Origin of the sequence: Candidatus Scalindua japonica (assembly GCF_002443295.1) — a bacterium.
In the GTDB taxonomy this organism is placed as follows: domain Bacteria; phylum Planctomycetota; class Brocadiia; order Brocadiales; family Scalinduaceae; genus Scalindua; species Scalindua japonica.
In genome coordinates this window covers 322,420-343,590 of sequence record NZ_BAOS01000004.1, presented here as the reverse complement: position 1 = coordinate 343,590, position 21,171 = coordinate 322,420, and the positions used below count along the sequence as shown (strand labels likewise).

20 protein-coding genes and 1 pseudogene are annotated in these 21,171 nt (G+C 37.2%); 8 read left to right on the top strand and 13 right to left on the bottom strand.

Going from position 1 to position 21,171, the window contains the following annotated elements:
* Window positions 1-74 precede the first annotated feature (74 nt).
* From SCALIN_RS23775 to SCALIN_RS03785, 4 genes are read right to left on the bottom strand one after another with little or no spacing between them, the layout of a single operon-like run.
* Window positions 75-173: a phosphatidylserine decarboxylase gene (locus SCALIN_RS23775; protein ID WP_420885418.1), complete on the bottom strand. Its 99-nt coding sequence runs from the start codon at window positions 171-173 to the stop codon at window positions 75-77.
* A gap of 36 nt (window positions 174-209) precedes the next feature.
* On the bottom strand, window positions 210-497 hold the full coding sequence (locus SCALIN_RS03795; protein ID WP_096892925.1) for a hypothetical protein: 288 nt from the start codon (window positions 495-497) through the stop codon (window positions 210-212).
* Between the two features lie 9 nt (window positions 498-506).
* Window positions 507-2,234 (bottom strand): sensor histidine kinase, encoded by a 1,728-nt coding sequence (locus SCALIN_RS03790; protein ID WP_096892924.1) that lies wholly within the window; start codon window positions 2,232-2,234, stop codon window positions 507-509.
* Between the two features lie 8 nt (window positions 2,235-2,242).
* Window positions 2,243-2,968: a response regulator gene (locus SCALIN_RS03785; protein WP_096892923.1), complete on the bottom strand. Its 726-nt coding sequence runs from the start codon at window positions 2,966-2,968 to the stop codon at window positions 2,243-2,245.
* A gap of 546 nt (window positions 2,969-3,514) precedes the next feature.
* Here SCALIN_RS03785 and SCALIN_RS03780 point away from each other — a divergent pair.
* Window positions 3,515-3,991: a TraR/DksA family transcriptional regulator gene (locus SCALIN_RS03780; RefSeq protein WP_162532136.1), complete on the top strand. Its 477-nt coding sequence runs from the start codon at window positions 3,515-3,517 to the stop codon at window positions 3,989-3,991.
* A 179-nt stretch (window positions 3,992-4,170) separates the two neighbouring features.
* Here the strand turns inward: SCALIN_RS03780 and SCALIN_RS03775 are convergent, their stop codons facing one another.
* Window positions 4,171-6,222 carry a PAS domain S-box protein gene (locus SCALIN_RS03775; RefSeq protein WP_096892921.1) on the bottom strand — a complete coding sequence of 684 codons (2,052 nt, stop codon included), beginning with the start codon at window positions 6,220-6,222 and terminating at the stop codon, window positions 4,171-4,173.
* 33 nt (window positions 6,223-6,255) lie between these two features.
* A complete protein-coding gene (locus tag SCALIN_RS03770) occupies window positions 6,256-7,644 on the bottom strand; it encodes an NAD(P)/FAD-dependent oxidoreductase (protein ID WP_096892920.1) in 1,389 nt (462 codons plus the stop codon).
* Window positions 7,645-8,069: 425 nt separating this feature from the next.
* Between SCALIN_RS03770 and trxB the strand changes: the two genes are divergently transcribed.
* Window positions 8,070-9,029: a thioredoxin-disulfide reductase gene (gene trxB / locus SCALIN_RS03765; RefSeq protein WP_096892919.1), complete on the top strand. Its 960-nt coding sequence runs from the start codon at window positions 8,070-8,072 to the stop codon at window positions 9,027-9,029.
* A gap of 160 nt (window positions 9,030-9,189) precedes the next feature.
* Here the strand turns inward: trxB and SCALIN_RS03760 are convergent, their stop codons facing one another.
* The 3 genes from SCALIN_RS03760 to SCALIN_RS03750 all read right to left on the bottom strand — a co-directional run bounded on the left by SCALIN_RS03760 (window position 9,190) and on the right by SCALIN_RS03750 (window position 13,345).
* The gene (locus SCALIN_RS03760; protein WP_096892918.1) at window positions 9,190-10,308 is read right to left on the bottom strand and encodes a M20 family metallopeptidase; all 1,119 of its coding nucleotides are present in this window, start codon (window positions 10,306-10,308) and stop codon (window positions 9,190-9,192) included.
* Window positions 10,309-10,427: 119 nt separating this feature from the next.
* On the bottom strand, window positions 10,428-11,792 hold the full coding sequence (locus tag SCALIN_RS03755; RefSeq protein ID WP_096892917.1) for an ATP-grasp domain-containing protein: 1,365 nt from the start codon (window positions 11,790-11,792) through the stop codon (window positions 10,428-10,430).
* Window positions 11,793-12,025: 233 nt separating this feature from the next.
* On the bottom strand, window positions 12,026-13,345 hold the full coding sequence (locus SCALIN_RS03750) for an MFS transporter (protein WP_096892916.1): 1,320 nt from the start codon (window positions 13,343-13,345) through the stop codon (window positions 12,026-12,028).
* Window positions 13,346-13,440: 95 nt separating this feature from the next.
* Here SCALIN_RS03750 and SCALIN_RS03745 point away from each other — a divergent pair, with 95 nt between their 5' ends.
* Genes SCALIN_RS03745 through SCALIN_RS03735 form a run of 3 tightly spaced genes read left to right on the top strand, consistent with a single transcriptional unit; the run spans window position 13,441 to window position 14,671 of the window.
* On the top strand, window positions 13,441-13,659 hold the full coding sequence (locus SCALIN_RS03745; RefSeq protein WP_096892915.1) for a hypothetical protein: 219 nt from the start codon (window positions 13,441-13,443) through the stop codon (window positions 13,657-13,659).
* Window positions 13,656-14,411: a class I SAM-dependent methyltransferase gene (locus SCALIN_RS03740; protein WP_096892914.1), complete on the top strand. Its 756-nt coding sequence runs from the start codon at window positions 13,656-13,658 to the stop codon at window positions 14,409-14,411. Before SCALIN_RS03745 ends, SCALIN_RS03740 begins: the two co-directional genes overlap by 4 nt.
* A 56-nt stretch (window positions 14,412-14,467) precedes the next feature.
* Window positions 14,468-14,671, top strand: a complete 204-nt coding sequence (locus SCALIN_RS03735; RefSeq protein WP_162532135.1) for a hypothetical protein — start codon at window positions 14,468-14,470, stop codon at window positions 14,669-14,671.
* Here the strand turns inward: SCALIN_RS03735 and prmC are convergent.
* The 3 genes and pseudogenes from prmC to rpmE form a co-directional block, all read right to left on the bottom strand.
* Entirely contained in the window at window positions 14,664-15,566 is a 903-nt protein-coding gene (prmC, locus tag SCALIN_RS03730) for a peptide chain release factor N(5)-glutamine methyltransferase (protein ID WP_096892912.1), read from the bottom strand. The two genes, SCALIN_RS03735 and prmC, sit on opposite strands and share 8 nt — an antisense overlap.
* A gap of 74 nt (window positions 15,567-15,640) precedes the next feature.
* Window positions 15,641-16,699, bottom strand: a complete 1,059-nt coding sequence (prfA, locus tag SCALIN_RS03725; RefSeq protein WP_420885417.1) for a peptide chain release factor 1 — start codon at window positions 16,697-16,699, stop codon at window positions 15,641-15,643.
* A gap of 130 nt (window positions 16,700-16,829) precedes the next feature.
* A pseudogene (gene rpmE, locus SCALIN_RS23005) lies at window positions 16,830-17,018 on the bottom strand (50S ribosomal protein L31); the annotation flags it as partial.
* Window positions 17,019-17,493: 475 nt separating this feature from the next.
* Here rpmE and rfaE2 point away from each other — a divergent pair.
* The 3 genes from rfaE2 (at window position 17,494) to SCALIN_RS03705 (ending at window position 20,590) form a co-directional block, all read left to right on the top strand.
* A complete protein-coding gene (gene rfaE2 / locus SCALIN_RS03715) occupies window positions 17,494-19,011 on the top strand; it encodes a D-glycero-beta-D-manno-heptose 1-phosphate adenylyltransferase (RefSeq protein WP_096892909.1) in 1,518 nt (505 codons plus the stop codon).
* A gap of 127 nt (window positions 19,012-19,138) precedes the next feature.
* Window positions 19,139-19,708: a D-sedoheptulose-7-phosphate isomerase gene (locus tag SCALIN_RS03710; protein WP_096892908.1), complete on the top strand. Its 570-nt coding sequence runs from the start codon at window positions 19,139-19,141 to the stop codon at window positions 19,706-19,708.
* Window positions 19,709-19,750: 42 nt separating this feature from the next.
* The gene (locus SCALIN_RS03705; RefSeq protein ID WP_096892907.1) at window positions 19,751-20,590 is read left to right on the top strand and encodes an MBL fold metallo-hydrolase; all 840 of its coding nucleotides are present in this window, start codon (window positions 19,751-19,753) and stop codon (window positions 20,588-20,590) included.
* Window positions 20,591-20,633: 43 nt separating this feature from the next.
* Here the strand turns inward: SCALIN_RS03705 and cutA are convergent, their stop codons facing one another.
* A complete protein-coding gene (cutA, locus tag SCALIN_RS03700) occupies window positions 20,634-20,951 on the bottom strand; it encodes a divalent-cation tolerance protein CutA (protein ID WP_096892906.1) in 318 nt (105 codons plus the stop codon).
* Window positions 20,952-21,171 lie beyond the last annotated feature (220 nt).

Here is a 21,171-nt window from a genome sequence, read left to right as displayed (position 1 = left end):
CTCCTTGCCATCCGTACCTATAATCGTATCTACCTTTATAGCCAGATAGGTCAGGCCCTCTATTTTTTTTTATTCTAAGACTTACCCTGTACGGGACTGTTCCAGCGATGGTAGTCTGTAGAGTTAAGGAAGCTGTGCATGAATATTCCACCTTTGAAATTGTCTGGATATATTCGCCCATGTTCAACCAGGGATCGTTCTTAAAGGAGTTAATCTCTTTTGCCGATTCCGTTGTATCGAGGTAAGCTCCCCCAGGTTTTGACGCACTTTACTATCCACTTGGATAAGGGGGTCAGGGTCTCCGGAGATCCGGGAGTGATAGGGGACTGGTGTTTACTTAATGACGGTTGTTGCATAAAGAAGTAGAATGCAACAAGATGATCATAGACAAGGCGAGGATCATCTTGTGTCTCCTTCGGCGTCCATTTGACTAAACCTTCTATATAATCATAATATTCATCCAGAGTGGTGATACCATCGATTATATGGTAGATCAAATTTTTTCATTATACTGGCAGGGTAACAATAAAGTTTGTTCCTGTTCCGGGGATGTTCTTAACATCTATTCTTCCATTATGTAAGTGTACAATGTGTTTTACTATTGACAATCCTAAACCGGTGCCACCCAGTTTTCGGGACCTTGATGTATCTACCACATAAAACCTTTCAAAAATTCGCGAGAGATGTTCCTTCGGAATACAGATTCCTGTATCCTGGATTTCTATTGTTACCATTCCTTTTTTGTGGCTTAATGATATAACAACTTCTCCTCTTTCAGTATATTTAATAGCATTATCAATCAGGTTAATAAACACCTGTTCCAGTTTAAAAGGATCGGCCTTGATAACGGGCAGACTACTGTCAGGATTAAACTTCAGAACCAGGTTTTTTTCTTTCAGGTTCTGTTCAAATATTTTTAAAATATTCTCTATTAAGTTATTTAGATTTACTTTGTCAAGTTCCAGGCTATCTGATTTACCTTCCAGTTTTGAGAGTAACAACAGGTCATTAACAATCCTTATGACTCTGTCTGTATGCCTCTTAATGATATTAAGGTAATGTTGGTCTTCTTCATTGTCGTTTGTGTCATGCAGTGTTTCTACAAATCCTTTTATTGCAGTAAGCGGAGTACGTAACTCATGGGAAACATTAGTAACGAAATCCTTCTTTGTTTTTTCGAGATTCTTGATCTTGGTAATATCATGAAGAGTTACCACTATCTCTTCTTTATTAGCACAGTAAGTTGCGCTGCATAAAAATGTCCTGTTATTTAGTTCTATCTCATTCACAATGCTGTTTTTTTCTCTTTGTACTGCTTGTATCAATTCATCAAATCTGGTAATTCTTAATACTTCCCAGTATGTTTTTCCCTTCACCGAGTCATTTTGAACGATATTGTTAAAACTTTTATTGCTTATTGATATGACTCCTTCTTTATCTATTACACAAAGTCCCTCATTGATAGATGAGATAATACTGTTTAGCTCTTCTTTCTGGTTGGAGAGTTGTGAAAATAGAGTATTAATCTGATCAGTCATATAATTAAAACTATCAGCCAGCTCTTTTATCTCGTTTCTTCCTTTAAGGAGTACTTTTATACTGAAGTCTCCTTGTGCCACTTTGCGGGAAGCGTGGCCTAATTCATTAAGAGGTTTTGAAAGGTTACGGGAAAAAAGGAACGCACCTATTAATAAAATTATGACAATAATTGCAGCAACTTTAATAATGTTCATCTTTAAATTGTTGAGAAGGCTGTTGATTTCTTTTAAAAACAGACTTGCCCTTAAGATGCCGTAGGTAACACCATTGTTTTCAATTGGTACGGCAACATATAACATCTCTTCTTTTACTGACGCGCTGTATCTTAATGATGTTCCAAAGCCGTATTTGATAGCCTCTATTATCTCGAACCTTTTCCTGTGGTTTTCCATTAAAGACGGTTTTTTTTCAGAATCAGCTAAGACGGCACCTTCAGGGTTTATGACCGTGATCCTGGTCTCTATCTCTTTGCCCAGATCTTTTATAAAAGAGTCCAAATCCTCTAGTCTGTTGTCTTCTAAGAGAGAAGATATTTTGAAATTTAATGTAACACAGAGATTTTTAAGACTGTCGGTCAATGTGTCTATGTGGTGGTGCCTTATTGCTCTGAAGGAGAATGGGAATGTTATAGCAAGGATTACAATGACGATAAGCAGATACCCACTAAATATTTTCAGAAAAATTGAATTTTTCATGTCATGCCTCAGGCAGGTTCGATGTGATGAGTTTCCAGTTTGTATCCAATACCTCTGATATTCTTTATTAACGAACCTGCCTTGCCAAGTTTATCTCTTAAATTTTTAATATGCACGTCAATTGTTCTGTCTAAAACTATCTTTTCATCTCCCCATAGATAGTCAAGAATATCATATCTCGAAAATACTTTGCTCTCGTTTGTGCAAAAGAGTGCTAATATTCTGAATTCTGTAGAGGTTAATTCAATTTTTTGTCCTTCTACAACAATTTCATGTTTTTCTGTGTCTATTATTAATATACCACCGATATTTAATTTTCCGGATTTATCAATAGTTTGACGCCTTCTTAATACGGCCTTTACTCTGGCAACTAACTCTCTTGGTGAAAATGGCTTGGTTACATAGTCATCTGCACCAAATTCTAATCCTAGAATTTTATCTGTCTCTTCTCCTTTTGCAGTAAGCATAATGATTGGTATCGAAGAAAACTTGTCTCGTTTTTTCAGATTTTTACATATATCAATACCATCCGCATCCGGTAACATTAAATCCAGAATGATAAGATTCGGTATTGCTTCACTTTCCTGGCGATACCCTTCTGACAGACCAAGAAATCTATATAGACCTTCTGCGTCAGAAAACCCCCTTACTCTGAACATTGCTTTCTTTAGATGTATAGTCACAAGCTCTACAATGTCAGGTTCGTCATCAATTATAGCTATTAGGCTGCTCATACTCTATAGAGATATTATGTGAAAAAAATTTTACTAAATGTCTATTTTGTGCTTAAAAAATGAAAAACCCACTCATTTAATTGAATCAATGGTTGTAGAGATATAAGGACAGCATTATACCAAAAAAGACCATATCAGAATGAAAAAAAGAGTTATAAAGGATCAATCCTCACGACATAAACGCAAAATTTTAACGAAATAATTTCGTTTTATAGCCTTTGTGCATGTAAATTACTCAGTAATGAGTTAAAAATTATTAATAAATTTATTTAAATTTCATATAAACCGGGTGAATATACACTATATACACACACACAAAGATAAGGAATTCTGTAATTATTCATAGTATTGTGAGAGATCAGAAGGAACATTTAGTCAATTATATTGGTTAATATATCAAGTTGGTATATTTATTGCTAATTTTGATTTGCAATCAACTTGGTTTTTAGTATAATCACCACAAATTCAAAAGTAACGGTATGTTGTTTGCGTATGTCTGTTAACAACAATATTATATTTTTAAAACGTTTATTAGGAAATTCTAAAATGAGTAAAAAATTTATAAATCAATTAACAAGCCGACTTAAAGATCGAAGGGATTATCTCTTACGTGAGGTTAAGCTGAGGTTAACGAAGTTTAAAAATTCAAGCACTGACAGGCTTTCTGATACCGCAGATATAGCATCTAACCTGATAGAAGATGAAATTATCATGTCTATTGCGCAAGGTGAGGCAAAAGAAATCGAGCAAATAGATAAAGCATTAAAAAAGATTGAGAAAGGTAAGTACGGTGATTGCGAAAACTGTGGTAAAAGTATAAACAAAGAACGTTTAATGGCCATACCATTTGTCAATCTTTGTATTAAATGCAAAGAGGATGAAGAACGGTATGAAGGCAGTGAGGTTGACAGGGAAAGTTATAGATTTGACTCTCTTGAGTATGCGGGTATTGATTTAGATGAAGAAAAGAGAGGCAATATGAAGAACTTTGATATTAATGATGTCAATCCGTATGATAATTGAATTAATCATTAATACAAAATAATTTTTCTCCTCGATAGTTGTAGCTTCAAACATGATAAATCAATGTTCTTGAGGGTGGGTGCATGCCCACCCTTATAGAGCTTGTAGTGCTTCTCAATGCTTTTTTTCTGTTATGCTTTGCCTGGTAGATTTAACAACCTCTGATATATTCATTTCGTTCAGCTGATTGGTATTGTAAAACAGAATCGTGTTCCTTTCCCTCTGGCGATTGGGCTTTCTATCCATATTTTACCCTTGTGTAACTCAATAATCTTTTTGACGATTACTAATCCAACTCCGGTTCCTTCTGCCTCTATTTTCTTTAGTCTGCTGAAAATTCTGAAGACATTTTTCTGATATTCTTTTTGGATGCCGATGCCAGTGTCTTCAATAAAAAAATGGTAATAATTTTCATCTCTATCGCAACCGATTGTAATTAGTCTCTGTTTGTCTTCACCCATAAATTTAATTGCATTGGTGACTAAATTGTAAAATACATCTCTGATTCTTTTTTCATCACACCAGATAATTGGAAGACTATGGTTAATGATTATCTTTATATTATTAGACTCTATCTGACCTGTTAATGATGTCACTACATTCTTAACAATATTTTCACTGGCATTGTTTTTAAAATCATAAGTTATCATTCCAATTTTCGCTACTTCAAGAATTTCCTGAATTCTGTTTGACATGATTTCTATGTTTGCATTTATTCTGTTTGAGAATATTGTGCCTTTCTCATCGTATATATCCTTGTAAGTTTCGTATAAGCGTGATATATAACCGCTGATTGAAAATAACGGTTCCTTTAAATCGTGTGAAACAGAGTAAACAAAATCTTTTAACTCATTATTTATTTTCTCTATTTCTTTAGATTTTTCAATCAGTTGCTCATTTACTTTTTTCTGATTTGTAATATCTCTGATAATTGCTGTAAATATATAATGTCCATCTTTTGTTCTCTGATGAGATAATGACATTTCTATTGGAAATTCATTTCCATCTTTTGTTATTCCAGAAAATTCTACAATTTCGTCCATAATACTGGTTTTGCCAGATTTCAGAAGCCGTTTCACGCCTTTCAGGTGTTTCTCTCTATATTTCTCAGGAATTATTATTGTTACAGGTTTTCCAACAATATCACTCTTTGAATATCCAAATATTCTCTCGGCCGATTTGTTCCATATTGTTATTAATCCGTTTTCATTACAAATAATAGCGTCTTGTGCTGTTTCAATCAGTTTGCGATATTTTACTTCAGAATCTTTAAGTTTGTCTTCTGCGTTCTTATGAATAATAGAATTTGTCAGAAGATTTGATACGGAATGGAGAAAGTTCACATCATCCTTGCTGAAGGACTTATGTTGTGTTGAATAGGTACCCAGTACTCCCCAGGGGGCTTCCTGGCCGCGAATAACAACACTCATGCCGCTTGCTACTTTATGTTTTTGCAAGAGCGGTGAACCTGAAAAACGTGTTTCAGTTTTTAAGTCATGAACAATTACCGGTTTGTTTGAATTCAATATATAGCCTGCCTGTGAATCCCGTTCGGTATCTACTATGGCATGTCCTACCAGGCCATCTTCCCAGCCAATTCCGGCAAGAAGCAGCATGCATTTTCCGTCAGGAAGAAGTTGGAGGACATGGCAGTATTCGTTTCCGAGTGTTTCTGCAATGTTCTTCACAATTTCAAACATAAATTCTGCAGGGTTCATATTCATCAAGGCTTTGTGGCTAAGATTAGCAATTACATCCTGCTGCAGGACACGTTTTTCCAATTCATTCTCAATCAGATTTCGCTCAACTATCTCTTTCTGTAGTTCAGAAACAAGCATTCTTCTGTTTTCATCAGAACTATGCCTGTATAAACCGAGCTCAACAACTTTCTGAAGTTCGTCTTTTTTAACTGGTTTTGTTAAATATCCATACGGATTCGTTGACTTTGCTTTTTCAAAAACTGATTTGTCGGTATGAGAGGTGAGATAAATCACAGGAATATTAAATCTGTTATTTATTATACTGGCTGTTTCAATTCCATCCATTTTGCCTTGTAGCGAAATGTCCATAAGAACTAAATCAGGATCTCCTTCCTCTTCTATTTTTTTAATTGCCCGTTCACCGGAAGTTACTATTGCAGTTACATAGTATCCAAGCTTTTTCAGACTTATCTGTAAAGATTTTGCAGTTACAATATCGTCTTCAATAATCATTATGTGTCTTTTTGTCATATCATTACACAGCTATATATTGATCATGTTGAATCATTTAATTAAACGTTTAATAATATTTGTAATTAAAGCGGTGAAGAATGCTTTTGCCGTAACAGGTATTAATTTAATCTGAAATATGGGGTGTAGAGCCTGGATCAATATTTTATTATAAGGGGCATCTCCTGTGACCATATTCCAGAGAAGCGTGTTAAGATGGTTTGCAATCCATGAACCCCTTTTGTCTTGAACGTAAGATAGACGTGCTTTCACCAGCCAGTTTTGTCTGGTAATAAAATCGCTGATTGCAAGAATTACAGATCCAAGTCTATTGTCCATAGCAAGCATTTTTCTGGCAGGTTTATAATATTGCATGGCAAAGTCATCACTTGATATACCACTTTCAAATGCTGCTCGTACAGCCAACTGAGAAGTTATGTAAGCTGATTCCAGCCCATTTTTGAAGACTCTGGATATACTGGCATCACCCACGAGAACAAACCTGTCCGTAAATGGATTTATTGCATGTGAAAGTACAATTTTAGGTAAACACATACAGAATTTTTCTGGCATTTCCCAATCGTGGGGTAAATTCTTGCGAACAATCGGATGGTTTATGAAATCAAGAAGGTCATTGCTTGTCAAGTCTCTTGAACCTACCAGGCTTACAGTAACATAGTTGCCTTTTGGTACCATTGATGCAAATCTGAAGGGACCAATTCCAAGCGCGAATACCTGGATATTATCTTTGAAAGCGTTCTTTATAAATACAGGGTCTAATGGTATTTCCATTTGACAAGTCCTGATAGTTTTTGGTGGTACATAACCGAAATTCAATCTTTCTATTTTGTTAATTATATTAGAGTTTATGCCAAATGCGCCTACTACAAGATCTGCTTCCATTTTTTCATGCTGACCACCTTTTCCGTAGATTACGGTTGGTATCGCATCTGGATTTGATGGTAGATATAAATCCTGAACCGGTTCTGAGATTACGCGTACTCCCTGATTAATTACGTGACTTAGCAGGAAATCATCAAAACTATGGTTTTCAGTGTGACTACTGTAAAGAGGTCCATTACCTCGATATACTGCCATAATACTGCTTTTATTTTTCTGGTCCGGTTTGTATAACTCTATACCATATTCTTCAGTATGAAAGTAGTATCCTCTAATTTTCTGTCGAACAATACTATCAGGCAAAACGATACCGTCTCTTGTTAGTTTTGCATGTAAAGAAGCTGCAATAACTGCGGCACTCATATTGCATCCACTGGGTCCCCTCTGACTGAAATTCTTGCTATTGAAGATTGTTATTTGAATATTTATATTATGGTTTTTTGCCTGTTGTATTGCGTCCTTCGCAAAAAAACTTCCTGCGGGGCCACCACCGATGATGACAATTCTGGAATTATTTTTTAAACGCAAATGGTTTACAGACATTTTCTGAGTTACTCTTGAAAGTTACAAAATACGTATCAGCTTTTGCGCAAACAGCGATATTTTGAATAATATAAATATATGACAAATAATATTAAGAAAGTGAAAAAAGATTTGAGGTAAAAATATCGGCTTTAAATATAGCAAAACCTATACGGAGTTTCTACTTATAAATCAGTTACATAATGAATAAAATTATAATAATAATCCTGCTTTTCACAATAATATTATGTTATCTGTATTTGCATTTAAAAGGATTGCATGATAGAATTTGATCTTTTGTTTTAAATTGCTTTTCCACCAGTATGGTGTGGGTTGCCTTGATAAATTCCTATTTACTTACAGGCTGTCTAGCACAGATTGATTAACTGGTATTTGTCTGGACAGGTGTGTGGTAATACCTTTTTTTTTAAGAATGGAGACAGAATATGGCAGAAAAGATTGTAATCATAGGTTCAGGTCCGGCAGGGTGGACGGCAGCCATCTACGCGGCAAGAGCCAACCTGAAACCGGTTGTTTATGAGGGTGAACCTTCAAACATAATGGTGCCGGGTGGCCAGCTTATGTACACTACAGAGGTTGAAAACTATCCGGGATTTCCTTCAGGAGTTCGCGGAACAGAAATGATGGACCTTTTTCGACAACAATCGTTGAGGTTTGAGACGCAAATATTTACAGAAGATATTACTTCCGTTGATTTCAGCTCACATCCATTTAAGTTGAAGAGTTCTGAAGGCAATGAGATAGAATCATTAAGTGTTATTATAGCAACAGGCGCTATGGCGAACTGGCTGAATCTGCCGAATGAACAACGACTTGCACATTCAGGTGGTGGGGTGAGTGCGTGTGCGGTCTGTGATGGTGCGCTTCCCGCATACAGGGACAAAGTGCTGGTAGTCGTGGGTGGGGGAGATTCTGCAGTTGAAGAGGCTATATATTTAACTAAGTTTGCCAGTAAGGTTGTCATTGTCCATCGTCGAGCTGAACTCAGGGCAAGTCCCATAATGCAGGAACGTGCTAAATCCGAACCAAAGATAGAGTTCAAATGGAATACTGTAATTACAGATGTTCTCGGCGACAAGGTTATAACTGGTATACGAATACAAGATACAATCAGTAAAGAGGAGTCGGATCTGGAGTGTGGCGGATTGTTTATCGCAATTGGTCATACCCCGAATACTTCATTTCTAGGTGGCAGTATAGAGTTAGATGAGGAGGGGTTTATTGGTACTCGCCAGTCATGGAGGACGGCAACGAGTGTGGTTGGGGTGTTTGCTGCCGGTGATGTTATGGACCCTTATTATAAACAGGCAATTACTGCTGCCGGAACAGGTTGTATGGCTGCACTGGAGGCAGAAAGGTGGCTTGCTCATAAGGGATTGACGTAAAATATGTTTAAGTGATTGGGGGATTTATTTATATAGATAAAACGGTCAGCAGTAGAAGTTAAATACTACATTTTTTTGTCTTCTTACTGCTGAATGAACTCTCTCTATAGTTTTCTCTCTAATGTTCACTAACTACTCGATACTTCTTTTACTAAATCCCTCAGTCCTTTGAAAGTAGTTTACGTTTCAGATAAAGTTCATATATTTGATAAAACGTCTGCATTGATCTTATATCTATCCACTCATCAAGAGAATGTAGTTCTCCGACAATCGGTCTGGAAATAATAACCGGAATATTATAACGTCCAATAAAACGCGCATCACTTCCTCCATCTTCTCTTTTCTGATTAGTAGGTTTTCCTGTTATCTCCTCAGCAATTGAAATGTAGAGAGGATCAGGTATGAACCGTGTCGGTTCAGCGCTTACAATAGTATGTATATCAATTTTATCACCTAATAAGCTTCGTATATGGCCTAAGGTGTCTTTTACCGTATAAGGGGCTGGAAGGCGTATATCAAGAGTACCTTCAGCCTCTGAAGGTACGCGGTTAACAGATTGATTTGGTGTTTTAATTGTTGTGAGTGTGCAGGTAGGGTTCCAGTTGTCATCATTTTTATTTAATACGTCAAACTCATTCTTCAGGCGTGAAACAGAGTTTACGAGTCTTTCAAGAGGATTGTCTCCCAGCCATGGACGGGCCGCGTGTGCAGCATGTCCATGGCACTGTATTTTTAAATGAAGAATTCCTTTCTCTTCAACAGTTATTTCATTCAGAGACCCACCGTCCGGCACCAGAGCAACTTCACATCTGATTCCTAATTCATCAAAAAGAAAACGCATTCCCGCTTCTCCTCCACGCTCTTCATCAGATGTAATTACCAGGCCTAGTGAAAGGTGATCGTATTTCATATGTAAATTCATGAAGACCTCAAGGACGATTGCGAGAGGGCCTTTCATATCTCCTGATCCCGGTCCGATTATCCTGCCATCAGATATATGTGAGCGATAACTATGAGGGTCAGGATGAGTTATAACATCAAGGTGTGTGCAGAGAAGGACCTTAGGACTGTTCACATTTTTTGGAAGAACTACTAAAGAGGTGGTATCACAATGACGATACTTTTTAATAGTGATATTATCAAGCGATTCTAAATGATTCATTATAAACTCAAAGCAGCGTTCGATATCATCCGGTCTCGTCTCATCGCTGGGTATCAAGACCAGGTCTCTTGTAAGAGCGACAAGCCTTTTTTCTAAATCTGTTGAAAATTTTGTCATATTTTACCTGAACTGAATAATTAAAATTATAATGTCTTAGAACATTCGAAAGTGTTTATTTAACTTTAGACACATTAAACACTTCAACCATCAGGCACATTGTCAGAATATGGGATTACTCAATCTCTATCATAATCCCAGCTAAAAGAGAGCAATGATTCTATCTTTTCTATCATGAGAAGACAACTATTGAGATTTTTTCCAAGGCACAGAAACTGTCCTTTTTGAACACAACCGTCTTCGTTAAGATTAAAGTTAATAGGTAGAACACCTTCATGCATGTCAGGATGAAAAAGATAGCCTGCCTGTTCCAGTATCTTTAACAAGTTTGTATCCCTCAACGGAATGCCAAAACGTATATTTCTCATTAACCAGGCATCATGTGGTAGAAAATGTCTTGCTATCACAGATGGATACGTAGCCCCTGTGATTCGAGCATTTATTTCACATACTCTGACTTCCACATTACCGCGATGTTCGACAACAAGAAAGTCAACACTTGCCGTACCCCTGTATCCCTGTTCATGAAGCCAGGAGCCAGCCGCCGCTGCCTGTCGAAACAGTTCTTCGTATACCTGGTCCTTTTTGCTGAAATAAGGTGGAGGTGAGAGATTACCTTCATGGATACTATCCGCATTAAGAATCTGTTCAGTAATATCATAAAGGGAAAGAGAACTGTCATCTAGAAACATCTGTATACTGGGGGAACCCATTTTACGTATATTTTTAACGGTTTCATCAATCCATCCCTGTACCATGCAGGGACCTTCAAAAAAAAAGTGTTCCGGGACAGACACTTCTTCACCAGGAATAGTTGACAGGCTGGTTATACCGATGCCGGATGCTCCAATTTGAGCCTTAACTGCTGCCTTTTTGTATCCTCTATTACGCAGCATGGCAATGCATGTTGGTATTTCATCGGGTGATGATGCAGGGATTGTATCAAACACAGGAAATCCCTTTTCTAGAAGAATATTATGTAAGAGAAATTTATTATTTCCCCTTTTGCTTCCTTCCATACTGCATATAGTCGGTTTTTTCAGCGCTTTTGCAAGATTTATTAATATATTATCGCTTACAAATCCGTCAACCCAGTTAGCATTATGTTGATGGATCATTGTCAGAGTTGAGCTGGTTTCATCATTGATCAATGTATCACACTGGTTGAGAAGATTGTCGTAAATAGAATGTGATAATACGGTAATATCTGGAAGATGTAAACCAAGATCTTTTTCAAAATAGCTTATCAGGGATTGGTCAGGAGGTTTTTCCAACACAAGCAGGTTATTATTTCCTTTAAATACGAGATTAATAATCGGAATAAGACGCCCTCCATATGTTTCTACACCAGTTACCAGCCGATTGAGCCTTTCCAATCCACCACGATTTTCGTAAAAAATAGATTGCATATTGGCAAAGAAAATAACATCTCTGTCCCAGAATGCTGGTAACTGACCTGGTATATTTTTAATTGTTACAGTCACGTTTTTTTCCTGTGATAAAGAAAAGAAATAGATTTATACAATTCAGTAGTTTGATTGATTATGTATTATAAATCGCGTTAATGGTTGGAATCAATCAGAAAGTCAGGAAGAATTCTAATTATCGATGTCGCTGATTAATTATAGTTTACAGAGCAGTTAAATTAATTCCATAAGGTAAGGGCACTTTACTTTAAAACAGTAGTCCTGGAGCTCTGGGTGATGTTAATTATTCGTCAATGATTCTGTGGTTTACTATTCTCTTTCACAAAGTATAAGAGTACGATTCCAATAATAAAGAAAACCACCAGTGATAGTATGGCAAGTCTAGATGTACCAGTGATTTGGCGAATACTACCGAAGACAAATGGTCCCCATATAGCCGAAAATTTTTCAAAAACAGAGTAGAAACCGAAAAACTCAGCCGATTCCTTTGCTGGAATCATTGATCCATAAAAAGACCTGCTCAGGGCTTGAGAGCCTCCCAATACCAGGCCTACTGCAATCCCCAATATCCAGAAGTCAAGTGTGCTGGTTATAATATATGCGTAGCACAGGATACCCAGCCAGAGAAACATGGCGAGAATTAATATTCTTTTGGTACCAAAAGTTTTTGAAATTCTGCTGAATAAAAGCGCACCTCCAATACCGATAAACTGTACCAGTAAAAGGGTACCCATAAGGGTTTGATTATTAAGTGCCAGCTCATCCTTTCCATAAATAGTTGCCATCCTGATTACCGTATGTATACCATCATTATAGAACATGAAAGCTATCAGAAAAACAGTAAGGTTACGATGCCTTCTGGCACTTGAAATAGTATACCATGTTCGAGATATACCGAGTTTTATATAATAGGTAATTGACCTTTTCTCTTCCCCATGTTGTTGAGAATGTATTTTGTTACCCACAGGTTCGCGCAACCAGGTAAGTGCAAATATTGAAAAACCTGCCCACCAGATTCCTGAAAATAAGAGGCTTGTTCTCACCGCTATTGTTTTTTCAATACCGATTTTATTGTGGGCAAGAATTAAAATTATGCAGATTAAGAACTGTAGCCCGCCTCCGAGGTATCCATAAGCATAGCCTCTCCCGGAAACCTGATCAATCTCCTCCCTGGATGCTATGTGAGGTAGAAAAGCATTATAGAAAATGTTTGCGCTGATAAAACAGGTATTAGCCAGGAAGAAAAAAACCATAGTCATCCACACATCTCCTTTGCGGCTGAAAAAAAGAAGTGTAGTAAACAGGCTGCCACCAAAGCAGAAAGTCATTAAAAACTTCTTCTTAGATTCTGAAATATCCGCAATAGCCCCCAGGAAAGGGGCTGTTATGAATACAATGAGTGCAGTGGTGCCTGAGAGAAAAGCCCAAAGGGTGGTAGCATTAGTATGTATTTCAATGCTGAAGGAACGGAAGGTCCATCCTTCTGAGGGGACAATAACTGTAGCAAAGTATAGAGGCAAAAGGGCAGCGATAACAGTTGTCGCAAATGCGGAATTAGCCCAGTCGTACATATACCACGCAAAAATGTTTTTCTCTTTATCGCTTTTCATAGATACACTTTTTAACCGAAAATGTTATAGTTATCAAAGTAAAAAAATCAATGAAGTTAATCTTTTTTCTTATATAATCTTAGTATAATATTAATGTGTATGAAAACCATAGTTCTCAAGAGTCGGCTTCAGATGGTGACAGCTCTGCTTTTTCCTTTGGTGTTATTGATATTTCGATACACGTAAGAGAGCGTTATCAGAGGGGGGCGGCTGGTGATTGGTGTTATCCAAATGAAGAACATTTGGCTCCGGAAGGGCACAGTATAGTTCTTGATTTCAAACACCTGTATTACCGTAATCGAATAGTAGAATGAATCAAAAAAAATATGAGAGCAAAAGCGTAGTTTCAAGCTATGTGAATATGAAACTACAGAATCCTGAAGTAATGATTATTGTAAAATACAGGGAATGTATTGTGGATAAGCACGTACTTGATATTGGATGCGGCAGTGGAAGGACAACTGCGATTTTAAAGAATCTGAGCCGTGATTATGTGGGACTTGATTACTCATCAGAGATGGTGGAATCGTGCAGGAGGAGATTTAAAGATGTTCATTTTATCCACGGTGATGTAAGGGAGATGTGTGAATTTAAAGAAGGTGAATTTGATTATGTAATGTTCTCTTTCAATGGTCTTGATTCAATTAATCATGAGGGCAGGCTTAAAGGTTTAAAGGAGATACGCAAGGTGCTCAAGCAGAACGGACTATTTGTGTTCTCTTCGCATAACAGGAATTACCGATATGCAGTTTCACGACCGAAAATAAAGTTTTCTATGACACCATGTAAACAAGTTGATGAGTTTATAAAATATTTCAAGTCCTCATGTAATCGTTTAAGAAATAAAGGGCGTCAGCTATTTGAAGATGAATATGCTATTATTAATGATGTTGCGCATAACTACGCCATGTTGACGTACTATATTGATAAGGCAAATCAGATAAAACAACTTTCAAATATGGGTTTTGAGGTTATTGAGATGTATGATACTTCCGGTGATATGCTGGACAAGAATGGTGATGATAGTGATAGCGCATGGATTTATTATGTGACGAAAAAGGTCTGAAGTAATGACCTTATCCTCTTATTACAGGATTAGCTTTACCAATAACTGACATGGCTATGCCAGAAGTCTTTGGCTGCGATGTAATCAATGCCATTTACCGGTTGGAGAGCGTGCCAGAAACAGGAATAATTACCGGTTGTGGTGAAAGACTCAAATCTATAGTGAATAAAACCTTGAAAGTAAATTTTATTATCAGAAAACCTTTCAATTCATCAGAGTTGTTAAAATGCATAAATAAAGTATTTGATGAAGTTAAGTAATATTGCTTTTCTTCGCGGAAATTACACGCTCTTTTCCCTGCAGGTCTTTGAGTATTTCTATTTCTCCATATTGTTCTTCATTTTTTAAAAGTTTTATAATAGTATTCGCCTGTGTCTCTCCAATTTCAAGAACCAGATAAGCCCCAGGTCTTAACCAATCAACAGCTTCCTTAATAATTTTTCTATAGAAGCACAATCCGTCTTTTCCTCCAACTAGTGCTTTCCAGGGTTCATTGTCTTTCAGCTCCGGTTCCAGGTTTTTCCATTCTAATTCGCTTACGTAGGGGGGATTGGAAACAATAAAATCGATATGTTCTTTCTCTACGAAATCATGGAATGCTGTAAAAAAATCTCCGTGTAAGAGATGAACATTTTTGCCAACATCATGTTTCTGGACATTTGCCGCTGCTACTGTCAGAGCATCCCGTGAAATGTCGTTTGTATAGATACTTGCATGCTTCAGGTATTTTGCCAGAGATATGGCAATGTTGCCTGAGCCGGTACCTATTTCTACTATGATTAAACTCTTAACGGTAAAATCATTACTTTGTGCTTTTTTAAGGACTGATTCAACAAGTATTTCCGTTTCCGGTCGTGGTATTAAGACCCGTTCGTCCACAATAAAGTCAAGCGACATGAATTCAGCTTTCTGTGTAATGTATTGCAGGGGGACATGACCTGCTCTTTTATAAATTAACTTTTTGTACTTGTCGATATCGGTGTTGTCTATAATACCATCCTGATTTGTATAGAGTCTGGTTCTGTCGCACGATAAGACAAAGGCTAAAAGCGTATCAGCATTTATTTCAGGAGATTCAATTTCTGAACCTTTTAATGTTGCAATTGCCCATTTTAAAGTATTGTGTATTGTCTTTGCGTCTTGTACGTAAGCCATGATAATGATTATAGAGGATAAGATCTATTGGGATTAGTAATAGGTTCCCGGATTATATGGTGAGAGAGGGGTAATTACAGGGTAGCTGCTAATTCTTTCATCTTTTCCTGTTTTCCGTATTCCATCATTGCCTTAATCAAATCATCAAGTTCTCCAAGCATTATTTTGTCCAGACTATAGAGATTTAGATTTATTCTGTGGTCTGTTACCCTGTTTTGGGGGAAGTTGTATGTGCGGATCTTTTCGCTTCTGTCACCCGACCCTATCTGCGAGCGTCTTGTCTTGTCACGTTCATTCTTAGTCTGATCCTGCATAAAAGTGTAGAGACGGCTTCGAAGTACACGCATTGCTTTTGCACGATTTCTATGTTGCGATTTTTCATCCATACACTTAACAACCAGGCCGGTAGGTGCGTGTGTGATCCTGATGGCAGAACTGGTTTTGTTCACTTTCTGTCCTCCCGGACCGGAGGAACGAAATGTATCAACTGTTATATCTTTTGGGTCGATCTTAATATCAACATCTTCTACTTCTGGTAAGACGGCAACAGTGGCCGCGGATGTATGTATCCTTCCACTTGTTTCAGTGGTAGGAACACGTTGTACTCTGTGAGTACCGCTTTCAAAACACAACTTGCTGTACACTGACTCCCCTTCAATAGAAAAGGTTACTTCCTTAAACCCTCCAATTTCAGTGTAGCTTGAGTCCAGCATTTCCATTTTCCATTTCTGTTTTTCAGCATATTTAGTGTACATTTTGAAGAGGTCAGCCGCGAATAGCGCGGCCTCATCACCACCGGTACCGGCACGTATTTCAATTATAGCATTCTTGCCCGCATCATCACCTTCCGTAAAAAAACACCCTTTAACTTCCTCAAAAAGTTCTATTTCTTTTTCTTCAAGACTTCCCAGTTCGTCCCTGGCCATTTCATATAAGTCTTTATCTCCATTATTCTCAGAAATGATTGCGTTTGCTTCCTCTTTTTGTTTGAGTGTCTCATCCAGTTGGAGATATTTAGCAACAAACTTTGATAACCTGCCGTGCTCTTTAACATAAGATGTATATCTGGTATTATCCGCAATTACCTCTGGGTCAGATAACTGCTTTTCCAGCTCATTATGTCGTTCAAACATTTCTCTCAGCTTTTTAAGCAGTTTGTCATTAATCTGCACTACTAGACTCCGGTTCTTTTTCTACAGCAACTGAATTCTGATCATCAGGATTATTGTCTGAATTGCCTTTTGCTGAATTATCTGTCCATTTGAATTTTTGTTTAAATCTTTCAACTCTTCCAGCGCTGTCTACAAATTTCTGTTTTCCCGTGTAAAATGGATGACACTTTGAACATACTTCGACATGAATCTTACTTTTTGTTGACCGTGTTATAAAGGTCTCTCCGCAACCGCAAGTGACTGTTGTTTCTACAATTGTTGGATGAATTGCTTCTTTCATTAGTACTTATCTCCATTAATTATATTTATTGTAAATGTATTAAACGTTCAAACTAATTGAACGACACTATAAGTGTTTGTGTGCTGTGAATTTAACGAATTCTTCATTTTATCAGAGTGTATATGTTGTTGCAATAGAAAACATCAGTTAATATATTCAACTATTAATATAATATGAGAACATTAAAATTCAGGGTAAATAGTTATTGTAATATTTTTTAATAGATTTCTCAGGTGGCCGGGTTTGTAAAGACTATTTTTTACTATTTTTAAGATGCATTACACACTAACAGTACAACACAAAAAAAGTAGTTCATATAACGAAAAAATCAATCAGTACACTATTTTTACAGCATCAATTTGTATTTGACACTATGGTTTTAACCTGATATTCTGTCGGTACTTATTAATAAACAAGTTGTATATAAATATATTTTTTCTGCGGTTCTAATAATAAATAATATTGGAGTTGACCATTGACTGATAACGCTGATCATAGATCACAAGGCCTGGTACAGATTTTATCAAATATCGGCAGTCCGAATATACTGTTAATAGGGGATTTTATGCTCGATAAATACGTTTGGGGTGAAGTTAAACGTATATCACAGGAAGCGCCAATTCCGGTTCTCAATGTGACTTCTGAAGAAGTCAGACCGGGTGGTGCAGGAAGTGTCGCGAATAACCTTGCTCACCTTGGGGCGAATATTTATTGTTATGGTGCGATTGGCAATGATAATGAAGGCAAACAGCTATTGGAAAATTTAAATGGTATTGGAGTAGAAACGGATGGAATTGTACAAGTATCAGACAGGCCGACAACTGTAAAGGTCAGAATGATGGGACATCTTCAATCAGCGGGAAAAGGGATTCAGCAACTTTTGCGAATTGATTATGAGAAGGCTGATGATATAGAAGAGGAGGCACAGGATAAAATTATCAATAAAATTAACGCCAGGGTCCCACACGTTGATATAATACTGATATCAGATATGAATAAGGGCGTTTTGTCCGGGCGTGTTTTGGAAACAGTAATCCGATCAGGCAAAGACCACAAAGTGCCGGTTATAGTAGATCCAAGGCTTTCAAACGACTATACGATTTATAAGGGTGCGACTGCAATTACACCTAACCGGTTTGAAACAAAACTATCAACAGGGATCAAGATAACCGACGTTAAAAGCATGCAGTCTGCCGGACGGAAGTTATTAGATGAGTCTTCATTGGAGTACGTCATTATAACTGCCGATAAGGATGGAATGTTTTTATGCTGTAATGATGGCTCTTGTGACTTAATCCCTACCGTTCCGAAGGACGTTTACGATGTCAGTGGCGCGGGTGATATGGTTTTAAGTGTTTTTGGGTTTGTAGTTGGCAGCGGGAATAGTTTTCAAAACGCGGCAATGATAGCAAATATTGCCGCCGGGATTGAGGTTGGTAAGATAGGCGCTGTGCCTGTCAGTAAGAGTGAGATGTTGAGCGAGCTTATGGGAGGCTCAAATCCCCTTTATACAAAAATTAAAGTTTTGGATGAGTTGGAAGAGATACTAAATAAACACAGGGGGAATAATGAGAGAATTGTATTTACAAACGGGTGCTTTGACATACTCCATATCGGTCATATAGAATATCTTAAATATTCAAGACAACAGGGTGATATACTGGTAATCGGGTTGAATACCGACAGTTCTGTAAGAGAACAGAAGGGAGATACCAGGCCTTTTGTTTCAGAAGATGAAAGAGCAAGATTGATTTCTGCACTGGAAGATATTAACTATGTAGTCCTTTTTGACGAATTAACTCCTGAGAAACTTATAAGAAGGATAAAACCTGATATTCTTGTAAAAGGTGAAGACTGGAAAGAGAAAGGAGTTGTGGGGCGTGAATTTGTTGAATCTTACGGCGGCAAAGTGATTTTAGCGCCTTTTGTAAAGGATTCATCAACAACTGATATTGTTCAAAGGATTTTAGAACGGAATAGTAAACCACGATAGATGGTTTTTAGATATTGCTCTCATTTATTAAATTGTCTGTTTTTTGAGCTGATATAAAATTTTCAATGTATTTTTCATTATACGATGTAAAATATCATAAAATAGTGAACGGAGCGGGCTGTTTCATATGAAAAAGGAAATAGAATCATCTTTAAATGAAAGTATTAAATTAAGGGAGGAACTCCTTTCGAGTAGTGTAGACCTTATTATTCAAATTGCGAACATATTAGTAGAAGCATTTAAAACCGGTCATTCGTTGTACCTTGTGGGTAATGGTGGAAGTGCCGCGGATGCGCAGCATATTTCAGGAGAGCTGGTTGGGCGATTTAAAAAAAATAGAAAGCCGTTGCCTGCGCTTGCATTAACTACAGATACATCTGTATTGACAGCAATTACAAATGACTTTGGATATGATATGTGTTATGAAAGACAGGTAGATGCATTTGTTAATGAAAATGATATTGTGTTGGGCTTAACTACAAGTGGTAATTCTGTGAGTATCATTAACGCTGTAAAACTGGCAAACGAAAAAGGAGCAAAGACTATTGCTTTTACCGGTAAAGGTGGCGGCAGTATAAAAGATCATGTTGATATATGTCTGGAAATTCCTTCTATTGATACGGCCCGCATACAGGAATGCCATATAACAATCGGTCATATTTTGTGTTTGATAATAGAAAAAGAGATGTTCGGATAAATTAGTAATAGTAGCAGGTCTCTGGGTGAGAGGGGATGCCATATGGCAACAACAGATAAAATGTATATTCGCTTCTGGGGTGTTAGGGGTAGTATCTGCACACCAGGTAAAGAAACCATTAAATATGGAGGAAATACATCCTGTATCGAAATTAGATGTGGTAAGGAGATATTCATTCTTGATGCCGGTAGTGGTATCAGGAAATTAGGTAATAAAATATTAACGGAAAAACCTCAGCATATTAACATACTATTTTCACATTTTCATTGGGACCATATACAAGGGTTCCCGTTTTTTTCTCCCGTTTTTAATAGCAAATATTCAATTACGTTGATTGGTGAAAGGAAAATGAATTTTACATTGGAGCAACTGTTCACTGCTCAATTAATGTTTCCATATTTTCCCTTATCGTTATCAGAGTTGAATGCAAAGATAGGCTTTCATGAAATAACGAGAAACGATAGTATAAAGATAGAAAATGTAAAAATTCGACTTGCACATCTAAATCACCCCGGGGGGTGCATAGGGTACAGGATTGAATACGCGGGGAAGTCCTTTGTTTACGCGACAGATACAGAGCATTTCAATTGTATAGATCCTACATTACTGAAACTATCTTTAAACGCAGATGTTCTTGTTTATGATAGTAATTATACTGATGATGAATATTCCGGTAAAACTGGAATTCCAAGGACCGGATGGGGACATTCTACGTGGATGCAGGGAGTTAAAGTTGCAAAAGCTGCTAAAGTGAAAAAATTTATTTTATTTCATCACGATCCGGACCATGATGACAGCTTTATTGACAAGCTTGAAATCGCAGCAAGAAAAGAATTTAAGGGGTCTTTTGCCGCATACGAAGGTATGGAATTGGTTATTTAAACAGTGGACAACTTGTCTGAATCGGTGTATGAGAACAAATAATCTATTGAGTCTCTTCTTTCAGCCAGGAGAGATATTTGTCGGAACCTTCTACTATGGGCATCGCAATAATTTCCGGGACATCGTAACTGTGTAGTTTTTCTACTCTCTTTACAATCTGTTTAAAAAGTTTTTTTTTGGATTTCAGAATCATCAATGCTTCTTTATCTTCACATATCTTTCCTTGCCAGCTATAAATTGAGCGAATTGGCGAAACGATATTAGAACATGCTGCTAATTTTTCTTCAACCAGAGTATGCCCTATCTTTTTCGCTTCAGTTATCGACCCTGTAGTGATATAAATAACAATGCAGTCTGTCATTTTAATGTTTAGTTTTTCCCAGAAGCATCCGGTTAGGTTATTGCGTATACCGCTTTTGTCATACCCGAATTCCTTTATCGGGTATCTATGTGACTCGTTCAATCTGGATTCCCGCTTAAAGCATGCCTGCCCGAATAGGTACAGGCGGGAGGGAATGACAGTTTTGAAGCATTAATTTGCAATGCGCAAAAACCTAACCGGATGATGCTGTCTTTTTCCT